Origin of the sequence: Streptomyces venetus (assembly GCF_039540295.1) — a bacterium.
GTDB classification, from domain to species: Bacteria; Actinomycetota; Actinomycetes; order Streptomycetales; family Streptomycetaceae; genus Streptomyces; species Streptomyces venetus.
Genome location: NZ_BAABET010000025.1, coordinates 1 through 18,431, shown reverse-complemented (window position 1 = coordinate 18,431; position 18,431 = coordinate 1). Strand labels below are relative to the sequence as shown.

Annotated in this window: 18 protein-coding genes and 2 pseudogenes; 10 read left to right on the top strand and 10 right to left on the bottom strand. The window is 68.5% G+C overall.

What is annotated here, in order from left to right:
- Positions 1 to 146 precede the first annotated feature (146 nt).
- A complete protein-coding gene (locus tag ABEA82_RS38540) occupies positions 147 to 482 on the top strand; it encodes a hypothetical protein (RefSeq protein ID WP_345666421.1) in 336 nt (111 codons plus the stop codon).
- A 23-nt stretch (positions 483 to 505) separates the two neighbouring features.
- Here the strand turns inward: ABEA82_RS38540 and ABEA82_RS38535 are convergent.
- From ABEA82_RS38535 to ABEA82_RS38510, 5 genes and pseudogenes are all read right to left on the bottom strand, one after another.
- Positions 506 to 780, bottom strand: a pseudogene (locus ABEA82_RS38535) (ATP-binding protein); the annotation flags it as partial.
- A gap of 146 nt (positions 781 to 926) precedes the next feature.
- Positions 927 to 2,129 (bottom strand): serpin family protein, encoded by a 1,203-nt coding sequence (locus ABEA82_RS38530; protein ID WP_345666420.1) that lies wholly within the window; start codon positions 2,127 to 2,129, stop codon positions 927 to 929.
- Positions 2,130 to 2,151: 22 nt separating this feature from the next.
- Complete coding sequence (locus tag ABEA82_RS38525; RefSeq protein WP_345666419.1) at positions 2,152 to 2,577, bottom strand: hypothetical protein; 426 nt, start codon at positions 2,575 to 2,577, stop codon at positions 2,152 to 2,154.
- 131 nt (positions 2,578 to 2,708) lie between these two features.
- Positions 2,709 to 3,638, bottom strand: coding sequence for a GDSL-type esterase/lipase family protein (locus tag ABEA82_RS38520; protein WP_425588601.1), 930 nt, complete (start codon positions 3,636 to 3,638; stop codon positions 2,709 to 2,711).
- Between the two features lie 338 nt (positions 3,639 to 3,976).
- On the bottom strand, positions 3,977 to 4,615 hold the full coding sequence (locus tag ABEA82_RS38510) for a DUF4253 domain-containing protein (RefSeq protein ID WP_345666417.1): 639 nt from the start codon (positions 4,613 to 4,615) through the stop codon (positions 3,977 to 3,979).
- 874 nt (positions 4,616 to 5,489) lie between these two features.
- Between ABEA82_RS38510 and ABEA82_RS38505 the strand changes: the two genes are divergently transcribed.
- Positions 5,490 to 5,894, top strand: a complete 405-nt coding sequence (locus ABEA82_RS38505) for a type II toxin-antitoxin system PemK/MazF family toxin (RefSeq protein ID WP_345666416.1) — start codon at positions 5,490 to 5,492, stop codon at positions 5,892 to 5,894.
- A gap of 393 nt (positions 5,895 to 6,287) precedes the next feature.
- On the top strand, positions 6,288 to 7,634 hold the full coding sequence (locus ABEA82_RS38500; RefSeq protein WP_345666415.1) for an FG-GAP and VCBS repeat-containing protein: 1,347 nt from the start codon (positions 6,288 to 6,290) through the stop codon (positions 7,632 to 7,634).
- Positions 7,635 to 7,702: 68 nt separating this feature from the next.
- Here ABEA82_RS38500 and ABEA82_RS38495 read toward each other — a convergent pair.
- Positions 7,703 to 8,040: pseudogene (locus tag ABEA82_RS38495) on the bottom strand (helix-turn-helix domain-containing protein); the annotation flags it as partial.
- A gap of 413 nt (positions 8,041 to 8,453) precedes the next feature.
- Here ABEA82_RS38495 and ABEA82_RS38490 point away from each other — a divergent pair.
- Together ABEA82_RS38490 and ABEA82_RS38820 are read left to right on the top strand one after the other, a co-directional pair.
- Complete coding sequence (locus tag ABEA82_RS38490) at positions 8,454 to 9,341, top strand: YceI family protein (protein WP_345666414.1); 888 nt, start codon at positions 8,454 to 8,456, stop codon at positions 9,339 to 9,341.
- A gap of 146 nt (positions 9,342 to 9,487) precedes the next feature.
- Complete coding sequence (locus tag ABEA82_RS38820) at positions 9,488 to 10,087, top strand: helix-turn-helix domain-containing protein (RefSeq protein ID WP_425588600.1); 600 nt, start codon at positions 9,488 to 9,490, stop codon at positions 10,085 to 10,087.
- Here the strand turns inward: ABEA82_RS38820 and ABEA82_RS38485 are convergent.
- Positions 10,033 to 10,251 (bottom strand): hypothetical protein, encoded by a 219-nt coding sequence (locus ABEA82_RS38485; protein WP_345666413.1) that lies wholly within the window; start codon positions 10,249 to 10,251, stop codon positions 10,033 to 10,035. The two genes, ABEA82_RS38820 and ABEA82_RS38485, sit on opposite strands and share 55 nt — an antisense overlap.
- A gap of 152 nt (positions 10,252 to 10,403) precedes the next feature.
- Between ABEA82_RS38485 and ABEA82_RS38480 the strand changes: the two genes are divergently transcribed.
- From ABEA82_RS38480 to ABEA82_RS38470, 3 genes are all read left to right on the top strand, one after another.
- Entirely contained in the window at positions 10,404 to 12,518 is a 2,115-nt protein-coding gene (locus ABEA82_RS38480; RefSeq protein ID WP_345666412.1) for an MMPL family transporter, read from the top strand.
- A gap of 116 nt (positions 12,519 to 12,634) precedes the next feature.
- Positions 12,635 to 13,999: a sensor histidine kinase gene (locus tag ABEA82_RS38475; protein ID WP_345666411.1), complete on the top strand. Its 1,365-nt coding sequence runs from the start codon at positions 12,635 to 12,637 to the stop codon at positions 13,997 to 13,999.
- Positions 14,000 to 14,007: 8 nt separating this feature from the next.
- Complete coding sequence (locus ABEA82_RS38470) at positions 14,008 to 14,676, top strand: response regulator (RefSeq protein WP_345666422.1); 669 nt, start codon at positions 14,008 to 14,010, stop codon at positions 14,674 to 14,676.
- Positions 14,677 to 14,747: 71 nt separating this feature from the next.
- Here ABEA82_RS38470 and ABEA82_RS38465 read toward each other — a convergent pair whose 3' ends face one another.
- Positions 14,748 to 14,975, bottom strand: a complete 228-nt coding sequence (locus ABEA82_RS38465) for a hypothetical protein (protein ID WP_345666410.1) — start codon at positions 14,973 to 14,975, stop codon at positions 14,748 to 14,750.
- Positions 14,976 to 15,317: 342 nt separating this feature from the next.
- On the opposite strand from ABEA82_RS38465, the gene ABEA82_RS38460 reads away from it, so the two are divergent.
- Complete coding sequence (locus tag ABEA82_RS38460; RefSeq protein ID WP_345666409.1) at positions 15,318 to 15,836, top strand: hypothetical protein; 519 nt, start codon at positions 15,318 to 15,320, stop codon at positions 15,834 to 15,836.
- Positions 15,837 to 16,510: 674 nt separating this feature from the next.
- The gene (locus tag ABEA82_RS38455; protein ID WP_345666408.1) at positions 16,511 to 16,666 is read left to right on the top strand and encodes a hypothetical protein; all 156 of its coding nucleotides are present in this window, start codon (positions 16,511 to 16,513) and stop codon (positions 16,664 to 16,666) included.
- On the opposite strand, the gene ABEA82_RS38450 is transcribed toward ABEA82_RS38455, so the two are convergent.
- Both ABEA82_RS38450 and ABEA82_RS38445 read right to left on the bottom strand, forming a co-directional pair.
- Entirely contained in the window at positions 16,667 to 17,929 is a 1,263-nt protein-coding gene (locus tag ABEA82_RS38450) for a PP2C family protein-serine/threonine phosphatase (protein ID WP_345666407.1), read from the bottom strand. It abuts the gene before it with no gap.
- A 173-nt stretch (positions 17,930 to 18,102) separates the two neighbouring features.
- The gene (locus tag ABEA82_RS38445; RefSeq protein WP_345666406.1) at positions 18,103 to 18,366 is read right to left on the bottom strand and encodes a hypothetical protein; all 264 of its coding nucleotides are present in this window, start codon (positions 18,364 to 18,366) and stop codon (positions 18,103 to 18,105) included.
- Positions 18,367 to 18,431 lie beyond the last annotated feature (65 nt).

Below are 18,431 nucleotides of genomic sequence, written 5' to 3'. Positions count from 1 at the left end.
TCCCGACCCTGACCACGCCCGTGGTGATGCGCCCGCCGAACAGCGGCACTTCATTGTCCATGGCTACACCCTCCACACGCGGCCCATCGGTCAAACCTCAGCGGCAAACGGTCAAGGTTCCGTGGCAGAACACCCGCGGAGCAGGCATGAACCACGAGGAGCCCGCCCGCAGGCTCGGCGTTGAACCGGCCTCCCTCTCCCCTGCCCCGGCCGCGCCCCGCTTCGCCCAGACCCGGGCGAAGCGGGGGCAGCAGGAGCCGCCCTGCTCAGCCTGCGGCCAGCCGTCCCGCACCAGCGGCGTGCTCCACGATCCGGAGCACGGGCCCCGCTGGCTGGACCGGTGCCAGGAGTGCATCCTCGCGACACACCCGACGCTGCGCGTGCGGCCGGCGCAGTTCCTCGAGGAACTGCGCGAGGTCGCGGCCGACACGCGGCTGCGGCTGTGCACCTCCACCCACGAGGGCGGCTGGGACAGTGAGTGACGTGGACAGCGAGCGGTTCCACCTCGGTGGCCAGCCATCGCCGCCTCGGTGCCGAGCGCCATCAGCAGGCGCGACTTGCCCGTGCCGGAGTCGCCGATGAGGCAGAGTGGCAGTCCCTTCCTGATCCATTCGCATTTGGCGAGGGTGTAGACCATGGCCGCGTTGATGTTGGGTTGGCGTCGAGGTCGAACTTGCGCAGCGACTTGCCGCGGGGAAAGCCGGCGGCCTTGATGCGCCGCTCGGACCGGCGGCGGGCCCGGTCATCGCATTCGGCCAGAAGGAGCTCGGAGAGGAAGCCGTCCTCAGTCGCGTGGGCAGGCTTTCACCGACGACGAGAGAGTCCGTCCGCCGGCAGAGCGGAGGAGGGGACCGTGCCTCGCATGGAGTCCGGCTCAGCGTGCTGTCGGTCTGTTTGACCGCGCGGCCGGTGCGTTGACGTCCCGTTCACCGCTCGTCTTCCCAGTCATACTCGGGCAACGGCAACGGATCTGTGACCCAGCCCGCTGTCAGCACGAGCCGCGTGTGGCGATGGAGGGCGAGGAAGCCGAAGGGACGGTCGAAGGCGGCGCTGATCCTGGTGGTGACGTAGCGGAGGTCGGGTAGGCCCCCGGCGACTACACCGAACGCTGTCACCGCAGCGGCCTCGAAACCCAGCGCGCCGAACTTCGCCATGGTGTTCTGCTCGGCCGAACCGATGGCGAGCGGGAAGTCGCTGATGCCGGGGAAGTGCCCGCGCGAGATGTCCCGTACGGTCGTGAGCCCGAACAACCGGTGCAGCTTCAGCAGATCGTGGCTCGCGTTCATGTGGTACGCCGCGGTCGTCACCTCAAGCGACGGCGGTACGGGCCGCGTGCAGCGCACCTTCTCCACCCGCAGGCCGGGGCCCACCTTCCCATACGGCAGCCGTGGCCCCGGCACGACCGCGTACCGGCCGGCGAGGATGTCGACCCCGGCCCCCAGCACTTGCCCCGGCTTCATGTCCCTCTCGCCGAGCAGCAGGTGCACGTCCAGGGCGTTGTTCCCCAGCACCTTCAGCTCGGTGACGTATCCGCCGGGTGTGTCCGCCACCCCGACCCGGTCCAGCAGCGCACTGGAGCGGCGCAAGCCCAGCCGCGGCTTGGTGGCCCAGGGCTCGTGGGCCGTCTCCAATTCCACCTCTTGGAAGGGCCTCAGCCACTGCGTGCGCATGGTCAGCGCGCTCGCCAGCACCATCTGCGTGTCCTCGGCCAGCGTGACCGGCATGCGGTCGATGAGCCCGCCGGTCTGCTTCGCCGTCCAGGCGTCCAGCGCACGGTGATCGGCCGCAGGGTCCCCGGTGAGTACCCCGCGGGCGTCGGCCGACAGGCCCGCCTCCCACTCCTGTTTCAGCTCCAGCGTGCGCTTCGTCCACAGCCCCAGAGCTGTATCCAGTCCCCGCATGGCGCCCATCGCGACGAGCAACTCGCGTGCGGCGTCCGTAGCCTGCCTGGCGGGGAGCCCGAGAGCCTCCGCCAGCTCGGCCCGTGCCGCGCCCCCAGCCCCGTCGGCCAAGTGGGCCAGCAGCGGCCACACTCCCGCCGCCGAGAATGCCGTGCAGTCCTCCGACGCACCCGCCCACCGCGCGGTCAACCCGTTCACCGCGCGGACCGTCGTCGCCGTGACTCCCATTCCTCCCCCATCGTCAGCGCGCCTATTCGGCCTCTTTCCGGAGCACGATGGAATAGCAGCGGTGGGTCCGGAAGTACGACACGCCGAACATGCTGGTGTCCTTGTACTCTCCGAAGAAGCGGACGGTGGTGGTCAGCGAACGCTCCGACCGTGCGTAGGAGATGAGCCTGCCGTCGTGCCGCTCGGCGATGCCGCGCACGGCTTCCCGGTCGGGAAAGCCGTTCGGGGCCGCCAGCACGTCACGCGCGTACGACCGGGCTAGGGCTGCGGTCCTGTTCAGAGCTTCTGACTCGTTTCGTTCATTCGCACGCTGCTGGCGGTGGTGCATGACTATGAGCACCAGTGCCGCGATCAGCACGGCGACGATAGGCGCCAGAAGGGCAATGAGGCATCCGGGGGCCGGCACCGTGACGCGGTGCTGCCGCGCCACGGTGCCGTGATCAGACATGCTCGTCCTCACTAGTCCTTTCGTGTGACGGCTGCCATCGGGCCGGCCGTCATGAATGCCTGCGCGTAGGCGCTGGTCCCTGTCTGGTTCGGGTGGTAGCTCTCCCGGCTGAGGCAAGTGTCTCCCGTGAACTACCAGCAGAGCTGGGTGTTCTTGTCGCCGTGGTGGAAGTCGCCGTCGCCGTTCGGCCCGGCCACAACGCTCACCAAGGTCGAGCACGCCTGAGTGCGGCTGAAGAGCAAGGGGTAGCCCATCAGCGAGATCGCCGCGTTCGGCGCCTGGGCATGGACCTGTTCCAGCACCGTGCGAGTCTCGGCTACAGCAGTGTCGATGTCTGCCTTCATCGAGGTCTCCGACGGGCACCCTTCCATGACACACGTCTGGATCTTATTGTCGAATCGCGCGTCATTTCCACCGATGGTCAGCATGACCAGAGTGGTGTCCGCGCTGAGGACCCCCGAGTCGATTTGGGTCTTCTCGTGGAAGTTCCCGTCGGAGCCCCAGGCGTTGGGATTTCCCTGGGTCATCTGGTACGTCTTAGCTCCGGAGCAGGCGGTGAACTGGAAGCCCAGCGCCGGGTCGAAGCTGTCCGCGAGCGCACCGACGCTTTTCGTCTGGCCCGGGAGAGTCACCTTGCGGGGCCACGCGTTCGGGCTGCGCCGGCACGCGTTCCAACTGCTCTTTCCGTGGTCCCGGTCGGACTCGGGCGAATAGGCTCCGGCCCCCTCACCGGAGGTGTAGGAGTCGCCCATGGCGACGACCATGTGCTTCGGTTTGCCCGACAGTGGCTGGAATGCGATGGCGTCCCAGGCGATGTCTTCGTCCGCGGTGCCGTCGTCGGTGGTGTTCGTCAGCTCCACCCGTGGCGTGCCGGTGAAGCGGTAGACACCGAGTTCGACCCAGGTGTTCTTGCTGAAGTGGGTCTTGACGTAGCGGTGGCGGTCGCCGCCTGCGCTGTTGCCGATGGCCCAGGTGGCCCAGAACTGCGCGGCCCGACGGTGGCGGGCAGCACGTCCACTGTGATGTTGGTGAATCCGGCCTCGTCGAGCAGTTTGGTCCACACATGGTCCTGGAGGACCCAGCGGCGCATCGTGGTGGCTTCGCCGTCTGGTGTCTTTGCCGGGATGTCGGCAGCTACTGCATCGGGCTGGGCGGGCGCCCCGTTCAGGTAGTGGGCGAGAGTGGAGTACACCAGCCTGCCGCCCGGCTTGAGGGCGGCTGCCGCCGCTGGCAGCGCCTCGCGTGGACTGCGACAACAGACACCTCCTGGTGCTGCTCGGTTGGGATCCCAGCCGAGCAGCACCAGGAGGTGTCTGTTGTCATGCGCCGACCACCGGGAGACACCCGAACAGGAACCCCGTTCGACTGATCAAGCCTGCCCAGCGGTAACGGTGACTGCTCAGTCCCACCAGAAGAACCAGGTCCGTGTCGGGACCTGCAAGGCGACCTCGGGCAGTCCGCCGATGACCTGGTCAAGGTCGGGGCAGTAGGCGTAGTGCTCGATCGCGACCCGCGCCGCCTCGGACGGGGCCGCCGGGGGGTGCTCGACCGACAGCAGCACCTCGTGGGTGTCGAGGTAGCAGATCTCCGCACCGTACCGGTCGTGCCACTCCCGAAGGACGTTCGCGTGGTCCCGGTAGGAGAGGGCTTCCCTGCCGGGGAACGGCGTGTGGTTCGGCGTGTCCGGTGCGTCCAGGAGCTCCGGGAGGCCCGGCGGGTCCTCGGTGGGGACGAGACAGATCCACTCGGGGGGCTCTACGAAGAAGGTGGCAAGCAGTGATTCCGCAGACCTAGGTGCTCGCGTTCCGGCCGCCGGAATGACATCTGTGAGTCGCCGGGCCAGGTCTTCGAGGTCGTGGACAGGGCTCGGGTCTCCTTGGGACGGTTTGAACCACTCGGCCTCCGTGAGGAGTTCCTTCGCCAGCAGCTCCGTCAGCCTGCCGATGATCGACTGGCTGAGCTTCTCGTCGTGGCTATCGCCGGGTACGTCCGCCCATTCCCATTCGGTCGGAGAAGTGTGGGTGATGACGGGCCACAACCCTGTGGTCTCGTATCGCTCACGAGCGCGCCTCCACACGTCGAGACACGCCCCAGGCTCGCACCGAAAACCGAGGAGTACACCCCCTCTCGGGGTTCGAGCCGTTCGCATCTGATCCGCACACACACCCAGCTCGGCCGGGAGCATGTCCATGGAGTCGCCCCGCATCGTTCTTCCGTGTCCCTCGCGTCCTGGCACTCACATACAGTGAGGGGCCGGCGGCCACCGGCCCCACCCGCCCCTGAACTTTGCGCGGCACGACGCAGTCCATCGGCCACGGAACTGATTCTGCCTGATGCGAACCGCATACGCGTCGCACCACCAGGCCAGCTCTCCGAGGACCCCCGCTCCGCCAGCAGCACGGACTCGGGCAGGGCCTTCCCTGCGCCTGCGCCAGGTGGATCTCACCTGGAAACGAACCCTCTTCGACTGATCAAGCCTATTGAGCGGTAAGCGGATGACTTCTCAAGCCAGACGCAGAGCCAGACAAGGTTGAGGACGCCTGCGGCTGCACTCACATTCCATGCGGACTGGCCTGCCCGGCCCACTCGGCGATGCTCCAGCAGTTCTCGCGCGGCAGGTCCGACAGCAGCCCCAGCATCAAGTCCCGCACACGAAGCCGGGGTTCAAGCCACGCGAACCGGCCCCGGTATCCGGGACATCAGGACCTCGAACGCCTCCTGCCAGTGGGCAGGGTCTACGCTGTGACTCGCGGCCACCGCATGATCTTCAGTCTTCACACACCGATGATCAACGGTGGCCACGCCCGTCTTCACCGCCCCTCGGTCACGACGTGCGAAGACGGGGCCGCATCCCTTCCGTGTCCCGCACGGGGCACGCAGCGTTCGCCCGCCGTCTCGTGCCAGGAGGACACATGCAACGCGGTGAAGTCTGGTGGGTCGACTTCGATGAGCGACGCCCGGTCGTGCTGCTCTCGGACGAGGAGTCATCCGGATTTCAGGCGATGCAGGTCGTTGCGCCAGCGGGCGTCGACATCAGCGGCCTGGGCGTTGAAGTGGCCGTAGGAGCCCCGGAAGGACTGCCCTTCGAAGGCGTGCTGCGGTTCGCGTTGCCGCGTCCAGGCTTTACTCCGTGCACATGGCTGACCACCGTGGCCCGGGACGACCTGATCGAGCGGGCGGGCGTGTTGTCCTCCGTGAAGCTCATCGAGGTTGGAGAAGCCCTCCGTGCCGCTGGAGAGAGGAGGGAGTGGACCCCGATGACGGCTGCCAGGATCAGCGAGATCAAAGATGCCCGCCGTCTCGAAGGACTCGAGTAGCGGACGTCTGTGCTGCCCAGCTCGATCTCGTCGACGACTGACCGCTGCCCCCCTCTCCACCGCACTCCAGCAACAAGATCACGATCTACGGCTGGAGTACTAGGGAGTGTTCTGAGTTGCGATCACGGGATCGGTCATTCCCGCTCCAGGAGGGTGCTGGCTGCGGTGGACCGGTCGCGGGACTCATGGTGATCTGACCGATGCCGAGTGGAGTTGATCGAGCCGCACCTGCCGCTGGGGGCGTTCGGACCGATCCCTGACCTGCGTAGCTATCCGCCTGCAACCTTTTCCACCATCCGATTGTCTCCTGATCATCAACCGCTCCTGTCTCTGTGGTCCCTGAGAAATCAGTCGGCACAGGAGCGGTCGCCCAGAATCATCAGGAGACAGTTCATGCACATTCGCCCCGCAGCCTGCGCGGCACTCCTTGTGGCGTCCCTCGCCCCCATCCTCACGGCACCTCCCGCCAGCGCGGCGGCGGCCAGGTACGCGGACGACTTCAACGGCGACGGCTACCGCGACTACGCCAGCTACACCTACGAGCAGTACAGCAAGGGCGGCGGCGTCCGGATCACCTTCGGTACCGCCTCCGGACCCGGCACCCAGACCCAGTTGATCACCCAGGACAGCCCCGGTGTCCCCGGCGCCGACGAGACGGAGGACCAGTTCGGCGACGTCCGGGTGCCTGCCGACTTCAACGCCGACGGATACGGGGACCTCGCCGTGTCGGTGTCGCGCGAGGACGTCGACGGACGCACGGACGAGGGCGGCGTCATCATCCTGTGGGGAAGCGCGACCGGCCTCTCGGGTGGCACCGCGATCCCCAACGCCGGCGCCAAGGTGTCGAACGCCCGCTTCGGCCGCGACCTCGCCGCCGGGGACTTCAACGGGGACGGCAAGAAGGACCTGGCCGCGATCAGCGGGAGCAAGGCCTACGTCTACCGGAGCATCACGCGCACCGGTGTGGCAGGCTCGGTCACCAGCCACGACAAGACGACGAGATTCGCGCCCACGTCCCTGGTCTCGGGCAGTATGAACGGGGACTCCAAGACCGATCTGGTGATCATCGGAATCACCGACGAGCCCGACAACTTCGGCACGGACGCGTGGTTCATCAAGGGCGGCTCCACGCTCAGCGCGGGCAAGACCCTGCGCCTCGTCACGGACTACGGCGACCCCAGCGAGGCGGTGATCGCCGACTTCGACAAGGACGGCTACGGGGACCTCGCGGCGGGCAGCCAGATGTACAACAACTACCAGGGCCGGGTGTCCATCTGGTACGGCTCCTCCACCGGCCCCGCTACCGCCGTCCGTATCACGCAGGCCACCACCAACGTCGCCGGCACCCCAGAGTCCGGCGACCTGTTCGGCTCCTCCGTCTCGGCCGCCGACATCAACGGCGACGGCTACAAGGACCTCGCGATCGGCGTCTACGGAGAGAAGATCAGCCAGGAGACGACCGAGGGCGGCGTCCACGTCCTGCGCGGCAGCGCGAGCGGGATCACCGGCACCAACTCCCAGTGGCTCGCCCGCAACACCTCCGGTGTCCCCGGCGACGTCACATGGAACGACTGCTTCGGCGAGCCGGTCCGCCTCCGCGACACCAACCGCGACGGCAAGGCCGACCTCTACGTCGGCGCCATCAACGGCTCGCTGCGCTTCCCCGGCACGTCGTCCGGCGTCACCACGACCGGTGTGACCGACGCCGACACCGAACTCATCTGGGGCATGCTCCAGTAGGCCCGGCCTCCCGCCCAGCTGCCTGGGGTTCGCCTTGTTCGTACGAGTGCGCCCGCGTCGTGGCCGCTCGCGCGGCTGTCGCCGACCCGGTCGCACTCGGCGAGCGTGCCGTCGAGCAGGACATGCTCGGGATCGGTCTCCCTCAGGACTCGCAGCAGGCCGGGCGCCCGCCGGGCGAGGTGGTCGACGACGGCAGTGACCTAGGCGTGGGCGGTGCCGACGGGTATACCGAACCCGGCGGCGATCTGTGTAAGCGGGTCGTGCCGGCGCAGGTAGACCAGGGCGATGAAGCACGCTGGTGAGGCGGGAGCTTGCAGCGTCGGTCACCCTCACGGGTGACGATCAGCATGGTTACCCACTCGACGAGGGCGTGAGGCAGGTCGAGTGCGGCTGTATAGGGAACCAACGAGGCTCCTGCGCTGATGAGTTGAGACGTCGAACACCTCTCTCAACGGCGCGGGAGCCTCGTGCGTTGTGGGACACCGACCCGTCACGCGATCAGTGGCCCCACTGAAAGAGCTCAGTGAACATCGACCGGAGATTGTGTGAGCAAAGGCGTGCCGACGAGACCGCGCGTGCCCGTGCAGCCGGGCGTCGGCCCTGGTCGCAGGGGTCGGGCGGCCCCGACCCCGCTGAAGCACCGGGTGGGGGTTCAATTGCCTGTGCGAAGTTACTTGCTCATACCGGTCTATGCTGGGGCCGGGCTGCGCAGGGTGTCGGCCGATCGCCTTTCCGTCCAGCAGTTTTGACAGGAGCGGGGCGCGCCACCGCTCGTAGCAACGTTCGTACAGGGACACGCGAAAATTGATCAGTCACTTGTTGGGCAGACGAAAAGTCGCGAACCAGAAGAAAGGCGCGCTCGCCGGCCTCTCGGTGCCGCAGAGTGCGGGCCTCCTCAGCTTCCGCGTCATCGACCCGGTCGGTGAGCCCCTGGTGCAGGCGCAGTACACGCTGAACGACACCCAGGGGCGCAAGGTCGTCGCAGGGAAGACGGACCCGTACGGCTGGGGCGTCGTCGTGGTCCCCGTCGGCGAGTACCGCATGTCGGTCTCGGCGGACGGCTTCGCCGCGCACCTGGGACGCGCGTCCGTGCGAGAGGGGGGTGCGCCCGTTGCGCTCGGCGACCTCACCCTGCATGCCGCGCCCACGCTGCCCCTGCCCGAACCGGGCGATTGGGAGATCGAGGCCGCGCACACCCGAATAGGCTTCACGGCCCGCCACATCGGTCTCGGCCGCGTTTACGGCGGCTTCGGCAACTTTGCCGGGGCCATCAGGGTCGGCAGCACCATGGAGCACACCGCGATGCACGTCGTCATCGACGCGGCATCGATCGACACCAACGTCAAGATGCGTGACAACCACCTGCGGTCCGGGGACTTCCTCGATGTGGAGAACTTCCCGACCTTGGAGTTCTACAGCGACCGCTTCGTGCACCGCGGCGGCCAGAACTGGGTGATCACGGGCGGTCTCACCCTCCACGGGGTGACCCGCACGGTGACCCTCGACGCGCAGTACAACGGCGTGCGAGTGGGCATGGAGGGCGAGACCCGCGCCGCCATCCACGCCACGACCGAACTGCACCGCGAGGACTACGACATCAACTGGCAGACCATGCTGGCGCGCAACATCGCCGTGGTCGGCTCGAACATCAAGGTTGACCTGGACATCCAGGCCGTCCCCAAGGGCACCGAGCTGGAATTCAAGTAACGCAGAGGCGAACTCCGCAGAGCCGTGTACGGACCCGACCGGTCCCGTACGCGGCTCTCCTGCGTTCCGGGCCGGGCGCCGGCAACGGGTGCGAACACAATGAGCTCTTTGAGAGTGGTCATCGATCGGGTGGGGTCAGGCCGCTGATGGAGACGCCGAAGTTCGAGGACGGACCTCGAATGCCGCCTTCCTTGGTGCAAAGGGCGCTGCGTAAGCAGCGGTCTGGCAAGTCAGGGAAGGACGCCTACGCTGCGCTGGGGGCTCACCTGAAGCAGCAGCGACAGCTGGCCAGCCTCTCCTTGCGCGCAGTGGCGGCAAGACTCGAGGGGCGTCCGGGCTGCTCGGCTCCCTCACTGTGTCGGGCGGAGCAAGGCCGCAGTTCTGTCCGATGGGAGACCGTGGCGGGGTTCTCGACGGCCTGCGGTGCGGATGTGCGGCCGACCAGGAAGTTGTGGTTCGAAGCCTCCCTAGCCAGCAAGAACGAGCCCCGTCCTGCGAGAGGGGCCAGCCATGTCACGCGTCCAGGGCTGGCGCCGCAGCTCATCGGCACCCCGGCAGCACTGATCGAGGCTGTGCGGCTGTTGCGCATCAACCGGGGCAGCCCCACCTTGCGAACGCTTGAAAGGCGAGCACGGCGTGAATGGGGGTGCCGACTGGCGCGGAGCACGCTGTCGGATGTCCTGCGCGGCAGTCATCTGCCCTCGGTGAGCGTCTCCGGGTTTCGCCCGCTCAGCCCCGCCGCGTAGAGGAGCAGCGGAGCAAGGTCCGGATCGGTCACGAACAACTGCCGCGCTTGCGCGTAGCAAGCCGCCGGATACTCGCCCACCCGCAGCCCCCGGTAATCGACCTGGATGCGGCCCGTCGCCGCCATCGCCTCCAACCCGCCGCCTACCCGCAGACGAACACGCACCCGCGGCTCCCATTACTCCCGGGGGAGTAATCCGCACCCCCCGCCACCCCAGGCAGTACCCGCAGGCTCCCCCTCCCGTCCGACGTAAACCCCTCCCCGTGCCGGAAGGCTGACAGCTGAAACGGAAGCGTCGTAGCGAGGGAGATCTGCTCATGACGGTCGGGAAGACAACCACCAAGGGCGTGGGACGCAGGCGGGCCGTGCCCTGGGCGCTGCTCGGGCTATGGGTGGCCGTGCTCGCGCTGGTCGGCCCGTTCGCGGCGAAGCTCGCCGACGTGCAGCACGACCGGGCCACCGACTACCTGCCCTCCAGCGCCGACTCGACCCAAGTGGCCCGGATACAGGACGCGCTGCCCGGGGGCGAGAGCACCGAGATGGTGATCGTGTATCACCGGGGCGGCGGGCTGAGCGCCGACGACCGGCGGGTGGCGGCCGGGCAGGTCGAGGAGATCGCCGAAGCGCATGAGCTGGTCGGCGGGGCGCCCAAGGGGATTCCGTCTGACGACGGTACGACCCTCATGTACCCCGTCGTCAGCAACGAGCCCGGGAGCGACGAGAAGCTACGGGACGCGCTCGTCGAGGACGTCCGGGGCATCGCCCGCGGCCAGGACGGGCTGAGCGTCGAGGTGGGCGGCACCGGAGCGCTCGGCACCGACGCCGGGAAGGTCTACGACTCACTCGGCGGGCCACTGCTCTACACCACCGTCGCCGTCGTCGCCCTTCTGCTGATCCTGATCTACCGCAGCCCGGTGCTCTGGCTCGTGCCGCTCGTAGTCGCCGGCATCGCCGACCTCATGTCGATGGGCGTCGCGTACGGGCTCAACCAGGCCTTCGGTACCACCGTCACGGGCCAGAGCTCCGCCGTGATGACGATCCTCGTGTTCGGCGCGGGCACCGACTACGCACTGCTCCTCGTCTCCCGCTACCGGGAGGAACTGCGGCGCATCGAGCGCCCGTACGAGGCCATGGTCGCCGCCCTGCGCGGCTGCGGGCCCGCCGTGCTCGCCTCCTCCGGCACCGTCGCCGCCGGCCTGCTGTGCCTGCTCGCCGCCGATCTCAACAGCAGCCGTGGCATGGGCCCGCTCGGCACGGTCGGTGTGCTGTGCGCGCTGATCGCGATGCTGACACTGCTCCCCGCCATCCTCGTACTGCTCGGGCGGCGGGTCTTCTGGCCGCTCGTACCGGCCTACGGCAGCGAACCCAAACAGCGGCGGAGCCTCTTCGCCGCGATGGGCGACTCCGCCGGACGCAGGCCGCTGACCGTGCTCGCGACCGGAGCCGTCCTGCTCGGCGCACTCGCCTTCGGCACGCTCAACCTGCCGGGACCGGTCAAGCAGGAGGACTCCTTCGTCACCAAGCCGGAGGCCGTCACCGCCATGGAGACCCTCGCCCGGGCATACCCCGAGCGCGGCACCCAGCCCATCGACGTGATCACCCCGGCGGACCGCGTCGACCGGACCCTCGCCGCGATCCGGGACACCCGGGGAGTCGAGAGCGCCGAGAAGAGCCGTACCGGAGACGGCTGGGCCGAGATCTCCGTCATCGCGAAGGACACACCCCAGTCGGCGGGAGAGACCGCCACCATCAAGTCCCTGCGCAGCGAACTGAAGGGCTCGTACGTCGGCGGGGACAGCGCCGAGCAGATCGACCTGGAGGACACCAACAGCCGGGACACGAAGATCGTCGTACCCCTGGTCCTCGTCTCGGTGCTGCTCATCCTGTTCGTCCTGCTGCGCAGTCTCGTCGCGTCGCTCATCCTGGTGACCGCCGTGGTCGCGGTCTGGGGCGCGGCCCTCGGGATCGGCGGGCTGGTCTTCGGGCCGGTCCTCGGCATCAAGGGAACCGATCCCGGGCTCGGGTTGCTGTCCTTCGTGTTCCTCGTCGCCCTCGGCGTCGACTACGGCATCTTCCTCATGCACCGGATGCGGGAGGAGTCCCTGGCCGGCGCGGAACCGGCCGCCGCCGCGCTCACCGCTCTGCGGAGCACAGGCGCCGTCATCGCCTCCGCCGGCCTGGTCCTCGCCGCGACCTTCGCCGTGCTGATGAACATGGGGCTCGTGCAACTCGTCGAACTCGGCTTCGTGATCGCCGTCGGCGTACTCCTCGACACCTTCCTCGTACGGACATACCTGGTGACCAGTGCCAGCGTCGCCCTGCGCCGGAAGATGTGGTGGCCGGGCGGCCTCTCCCGCGAACCCGCGCCCGGCGCCGGGCCGTCCGAACCGACAGAGCCGCCGCGGCAGCCGGAACAGGTCGGCGCGCCCTGACCTGCCAGGCTCACCACAGCCGACCGGGCGCCTCTCCTGCCTTCTGCCGGAGGGGCGCCCCCATGACGGAAGATGGAGTCGTGCAAGATCGGGGAGCGACCTCAGCCGCAGGGGACATGACAACCACCGTCGTACGGGGTAACGCGCGGCCCCGCCGGATCGAGCGCGTCATGGCGGTCGTCAACCGAGACCCGCTCACCGCGCCGCATCGCACCCGCAACGACGCGTTCCTCGCCGTCGGTGTCGCCGTGCTGGCCGTCATCTTCGCGTTGCTCCTCGACGACGGACTCCCGCTCGGTCCGCCCGGCTGGGCCCTGCTGGCCGGCGCCCATGTGCCGCTCGTATGGCGGCGCAGCCGTCCGCTGCTCGTGCTGCTCGCGGTGGCGGCCTGCGTCACCCCGTACCACGCCCTCGACTACAACCACGCCGTACCGATCCCCGCGACCCTCCTGGCGCTCTACACGGTCGCGGCGACCGGCACGGTACGCCGCTCGCTGCTCACCGCTGTCGTCGTCCTCGGCCCGACGCTGATCATCAACAGCTTCACCAACCCCGATGGGGCACTGGAGCTCCTGCGGATCTCCGGCTGGGTCATCGCGGTCCTGTTCTTCGGCGTCGACGCCCGCTTCTACCGCCAGTACGTTGCCTCCATCGTCGAGCGGGCCGAACGGGCCGAACGGACCCGCGAGGAGGAGGCGCGGCGCCGGGTCGTCGAGGAGCGGCTCCGGATCGCCCGCGACCTGCACGACCTGCTCGCGCACAGCATCACCCTGATCGGTGTGCAGACGTCCGTGGCGGCCCACGTCCTCACCGCGGATCCGGACCGGCTAGACCGCAAGGCGGTCGCCCAGGCGCTCGACGACATCGCGGAGACCTGCCGGACGGCCCGGGGCGAGTTGCGTACGACGCTGGAGGTGCTGCGGGCGAACGAGATGAGCGTGAGTGTCGGAGGTGAACGGGAGTGGGTGGCCGAACCCGGCTCCGGATCGAGTTCCGGTCCCGGGCTCGGCTCTCCGGACGGGCGCGGGCCGCTGCCCGGGCTCGACGGGCTGGGCGCGCTCGCGGAGGCGGCCAGGGTGGCCGGGGCCAAGGTCGAACTGTCCGTCCACGCGGACGGCGTACCGCCCTCGGTGGGCGCCGCCGCCTACCGGATCGTGCAGGAGGCGCTCACCAATGCCGTACGCCACGGGGGCCGAGACGACCTGACCGTCCGGGTGGGACTGCGGGCGGCGGAGGGGACCCTGCGGGTGACCGTCGCCGACGACGGGGCGGGGCAGGGGACGGGCCACGGGGTGAGTAGCGCGGTGCGCAACGGGGTGGGGCACGGACAGGGAGCCGTCGGCGGCGCGCCGGGGTTCGGGCTCGTCGGGATGCGTGAGCGGGCCCGTAGCGTGGGCGGCACACTGGACGCCGGACCGGGTCCCACCGTGGGCTTCGAAGTGACCGCCGAGCTGCCGCTGCCCCGGGAGGAACCCTCGTGACGGCCCCGATGCCGATCCGCGTACTGCTCGCCGACGACCAGACCCTCGTACGGGCCTCGTTCGCGATGCTCGTCGCGTCCGCCGGGGACATGGAGGTCGTCGCCGAGGCGGGCACCGGGCGGCAGGCCGTGGACCTCGCCCGTTCCGCGAGGGCCGACCTCGTCGTGATGGACATCCGCATGCCCGACCTGGACGGCATCGAGGCGACCCGGCTCATCGCCGCCGACGAGGACTTGGCGGGCGTGAAGGTGCTCGTCCTGACGACGTACGACACCGACGAGCACATCGTCGATGCGCTGCGGGCCGGGGCGTCCGGCTTCCTGGTGAAGGACATCCGGCCGGCCGAACTCCTCGACGCCATCCGGACCGTGGCCGCCGGGGACTCCCTGCTCTCGCCAGGACCCACCTCACGGCTCATCGCCCGTTTCCTGCGCGCACCCGACACGTTGATGTCAGCGGTGGGCGGCCCGGACGGACTGTCCGAGCGGGAGCGGCAGGTGCTCACCCTGGTCGCGCGCGGGTTCAACAACACCGAGATCGCCGAAGCGCTGGGGCTCAGCCCGCTCACCGCGAAGACCCATGTCAGCCGGATCATGGGCAAGTTGGGGGCACGTGACCGGGCGCAGCTGGTGATAGTGGCGTACGAGTCGGGGCTCGTGATACCCGGGGCGGTCTGAGCGCCGCCGCCAAGTCCCGTCCCTACGAGGCTGTTTGGCCGCAGAGGCATTGCCCTGTCCCTCGGTGCGCACTACGGGTCGCCGTACGCCTCGAGCGTCACCTCCGGCGCGAGGGCCCAGTTCAGCTCCCGCAGGTCTCCGCCGGGGCCGTGATCGAGGCGCAGGTGAGGCCAGGGCGCCTCTTGGATTCCGGACACACGGCCGGGGGCGCCGAGCGCGTCGGCGACCTCCGGGTACTCCTGCAGCCACGCGATGATCGCAGAGACTGGATCCGCGTCCGCCAGGGTGAGCTCGCTCATCAGACTTTGGTCACGGTCGGAGGATGGCGGGCGTGGCGGGCTTAAGGTCGCGCCGAGAGAACCACCAATCCCCGTCGGGCGTCTGTACCATCGCGAAACCAAGATCTGTGAGGTGGAATGCCAACCCCAAGGCCCCGGCAGCCACGGCTACGCGTACGACACCAAGTCAGCCGTCAGGCTTCCTCAATCCGTCGGCCTGTCACCCAGCGAAAGTCTTCCAGGCGAGCGCGGTTACCGCGTAACGAACGGTGGTTCTCAAGCTCGATCCGCCGCCTCTCCCACTGGTACGCACGAGTCGACTGGGCCAGACACACGGCGGTCCTGGCCGCTGTTGTGGGCGCGGTGAGTCTGGCATTCACGGCCTGGGGCACGTGGAAGGCGGCTCAGGTAGCCGACGATCAGCTCGCGCAATCCAAGGAGCAGCAGGTTGCGGATGATCGCAAACAGGCCGCATTGATCAACTTCTGGGTCGAGAAGGACACGACGGTCATCGCGAACCGATCTCTCGATCCAGCCGCCGTGTGGGCTGCGGCACGATCCAAGACCAGCCCCAGTGACAGTCCTGGCTTCATGTACTGGGTGGGAATGCTCCCGCCCTGCAATCGCATCGAGATCCCGAACGAGGTGCTCGATGACTTCTTTCAATCTCCGCTAACTGACGAGCCCTTCCGCGGGCCGTATAGCATCGCGCGGCTTGATGTGGCCGACGCAAAAGGCAGGGGTTGGACCCGTTCAGTCTCCGGCCAGCTCAGCGCTTCATCAGCTGCGATGCCAGCCCCCAGCAAGGTAGGCGACAGTGCCCTGCTGTCCGACCCGGCCGTGCGAGTAGTGGACCTGGAAACGTGTGGCACCCCCACATAGCACCACCAAGATCATTTTTTCCCAGGGCGGCGCCTGGAAGTCACTTGGCCGTCGGTCCAGACAGAGCGTTGCCGCACAGGGAAGGTACCTGCCGTCGGCCGCGGGTTCGGGTCAGTCCTGCCCACCGTCGTCCTCGTCAGGCTCCGGCGCGACCGCGCGGGCCACTGGGCCCTCTGGCGCGCCCTCTGTGCTCACACGGCCCTAGAAGGGACGGCGTAGGAAGTCCCGGCTCCACGAGCCTGGGCGGCCGACCCGTCGGCCGCCCGCCCGGAGCGGCCTTCGCCCGTTTCCGGGGCAGTCAGCCGACGGGCGCGTACTGGCAAGGTTCGCGTTCCAGGGCATCGAGCTGCCCGGCCCAGTACTTCGCATCCCGCCATTCACCCCGGCGCAGATGCATGAGGTAGAGGCAGATGGCGCCGGTCGCCTGGCCGCCGCCGGCGGCGTAGCCAGAACTGGGCGCCTTCTTCCCAGTCGGCCAGGACCAGGAGACTGGCGAAGGCCAGGGCGCCGCCGGGGGTCGCGAGCGGTGTCGAAGCGGGCGATACGGCGGGGCGGCGTCAGCCTCGTGGATGATGCCCTGGCACATCGTTCTGCTGCCGACACGCCGGTGGCTGCATTGCCCGTCGGCCCGCATCATCCTGGAACGGTGGGAGGGGGGCGGCGACACGCAGGATGTGAAGGTCGACGTAACCGACGCGATGGTCGAGGCTCAGGGAAGCAACAGCGCTGAGCTGGGCAGACGCGCTCGGACCTACCGGATGGCCGTCCTCCTGCTTCTGGCCCAGGTGCTGGTCCTCGCCGCGGCCGTCGCCCAACCCTCGGCCAACTAGCTAGGTATCGAGCTCGGCGAGGTGGTCTGCTGTGCCGCCGTGCCATTCGATGAGGAACAAGGTGGCGTCGTCGCTGCTCACGCCGCCCCGGACGCGTTCCAGGGTGGCGGCGAGCCTGCGGACGGTTTGAATAACGCCCTTGCTGGAAGGTCCGACGTACTGGATGGCCTCGATCAAGCGGGATTCGTGGAACTCCTGCCCGGCGGGACCTCGTTCCTCGATAACGCCGTCGGTGAAGAACAACACCCGGTCCCCCGGCAGAAGCTGAGCCGTGGCGATCTGAGGAGCGGGGAGACCGAAGCCCATGGGCAGCCTGTCCGCAGTCTCCAGCCGCTCAATGACGCGGTGCCCTCTGATCAGCAGCGGCTCCGGATGACCGGCGTTGACCCACTGAAGGTAACCCGTGGAGACGTTCAGGCGCATCATCTGAGCGGTCACGAACTGTTCGAGCCCGAACGTGCCGTCGATGCTCTGGTCCATCAATTCGTACAGCTCCATGAGCCCGACATCCATACGTCGGCCGCGGCGATGGGCTCCCAGAGCGAGGGTCGCCAGCAGCGCGGCTTCCAGACCGTGCCCCATCGCGTCGATGATCGCCAAGTGCAGGATGCCGTCGTTCAGCGCGTAGTCCAGGCTGTCCCCCGCCACCTCGTACGCCGGCTCCAGAGCAGCCGCGAGAGACACCTGCGGCGTGTGCATCGCCAACGGAGGAAGATGCGCGTACTGGATCTCCGCGGCCAGGCTCAGCGGCCGGTCTCGGCGTCGTGCCATGAAGAACTGGTCCGTGTAGCGGGTCTTGGAGATCACCATCTCCGCGATCAGGGCCGCGAGTCGCCTCAGGAGCCGACGGTCGTCCTCCTCCAAGGCCTCCAGAGTGAGTGACAGCACACCGACCTCGTCAGCACCGTCCACCAGCGGCACATAAACGCGCACCCCGTCGGCCTGCGACTCCTCCACCATGCGCCTGCCGAGGAATGCGTATCCCTCCGGTGAGCCGTCCAGGGCAACGGGGTCCCCCACCTTGAGGCCCCGGCCCGGCAGCGGCACCAGCGTGATCAGCGCGTAGTCCTGAAAGTGGATCGAAACGTCGCGGCCCCCGATCCTGGCAACCTCTTCCGCCACCAGTGGAGCAATGAGCTGCGGCGGCAGCTCGTGAGACCGGTCCAGCAACTGCCCGAGCAGCCGCTCGCCGAACCCTTCCGAGCGATCCTCAGGAATACGGCGGGGGGGCCGGGGGCCGTGCCGACGCTCGTCCACTGGCACGCCGCCTTCCCACAGCGGAATAACACTCCAGGTCAACCGTAGCCCCCTACGTTCGCGGCGGCACCCGGCACAGGGGTGAAGGTCCTCCTCCCTGGCCTCAGGCACCACCGTTCCCCATCCCGAATCAGACGCCAGGCAGCAAGATCCGCAACGACGCAACGGAGTCCTACTAGTCAAGGAACCCGAGCGCGCTGTCCGGCCAGCACGCCCCCGCAGGCCTCTACCCCGTCGGCGGGCATACGCAGCGCCGCGTCCCGGCTGAGGCCCTGCTCCAGCAGCCAGTCGGGGGCAGCCGGCCGACGCTCTCCGCCGCGCAGCCGCTCGGTCTCGCAGCGCTGTTCCTCGGCGATCCACCTGCGGGTGCAGGCCAGGTCGCGCTCCTGCACGCGCTCCAGGAAACGGAGCAGCGCGGGGCGCGACGACTCTGGATCGTTCATATGTTCGATTCCATGATCGTGGCGCCACACAGCCCACCCCCCCACCCCGCGGAGCAGGCATGACC

Bases quoted from the DNA above. Each gene is read 5' to 3' on its own strand.
- ABEA82_RS38475 (WP_345666411.1), top strand. From the start codon at position 12,635: ATGACAACCACCGTCGTACGGGGTAACGCGCGGCCCCGCCGGATCGAG.
- ABEA82_RS38445 (WP_345666406.1), bottom strand. From the start codon at position 18,366: ATGAACGATCCAGAGTCGTCGCGCCCCGCGCTGCTCCGTTTCCTGGAG.
- ABEA82_RS38820 (WP_425588600.1), top strand. From the start codon at position 9,488: ATGGAGACGCCGAAGTTCGAGGACGGACCTCGAATGCCGCCTTCCTTG.
- ABEA82_RS38500 (WP_345666415.1), top strand. From the start codon at position 6,288: ATGCACATTCGCCCCGCAGCCTGCGCGGCACTCCTTGTGGCGTCCCTC.
- ABEA82_RS38505 (WP_345666416.1), top strand. From the start codon at position 5,490: ATGCAACGCGGTGAAGTCTGGTGGGTCGACTTCGATGAGCGACGCCCG.
- ABEA82_RS38480 (WP_345666412.1), top strand. From the start codon at position 10,404: ATGACGGTCGGGAAGACAACCACCAAGGGCGTGGGACGCAGGCGGGCC.
- ABEA82_RS38470 (WP_345666422.1), top strand. From the start codon at position 14,008: ATGCCGATCCGCGTACTGCTCGCCGACGACCAGACCCTCGTACGGGCC.
- ABEA82_RS38540 (WP_345666421.1), top strand. From the start codon at position 147: ATGAACCACGAGGAGCCCGCCCGCAGGCTCGGCGTTGAACCGGCCTCC.
- ABEA82_RS38530 (WP_345666420.1), bottom strand. From the start codon at position 2,129: ATGGGAGTCACGGCGACGACGGTCCGCGCGGTGAACGGGTTGACCGCG.
- ABEA82_RS38465 (WP_345666410.1), bottom strand. From the start codon at position 14,975: ATGAGCGAGCTCACCCTGGCGGACGCGGATCCAGTCTCTGCGATCATC.
- ABEA82_RS38525 (WP_345666419.1), bottom strand. From the start codon at position 2,577: ATGTCTGATCACGGCACCGTGGCGCGGCAGCACCGCGTCACGGTGCCG.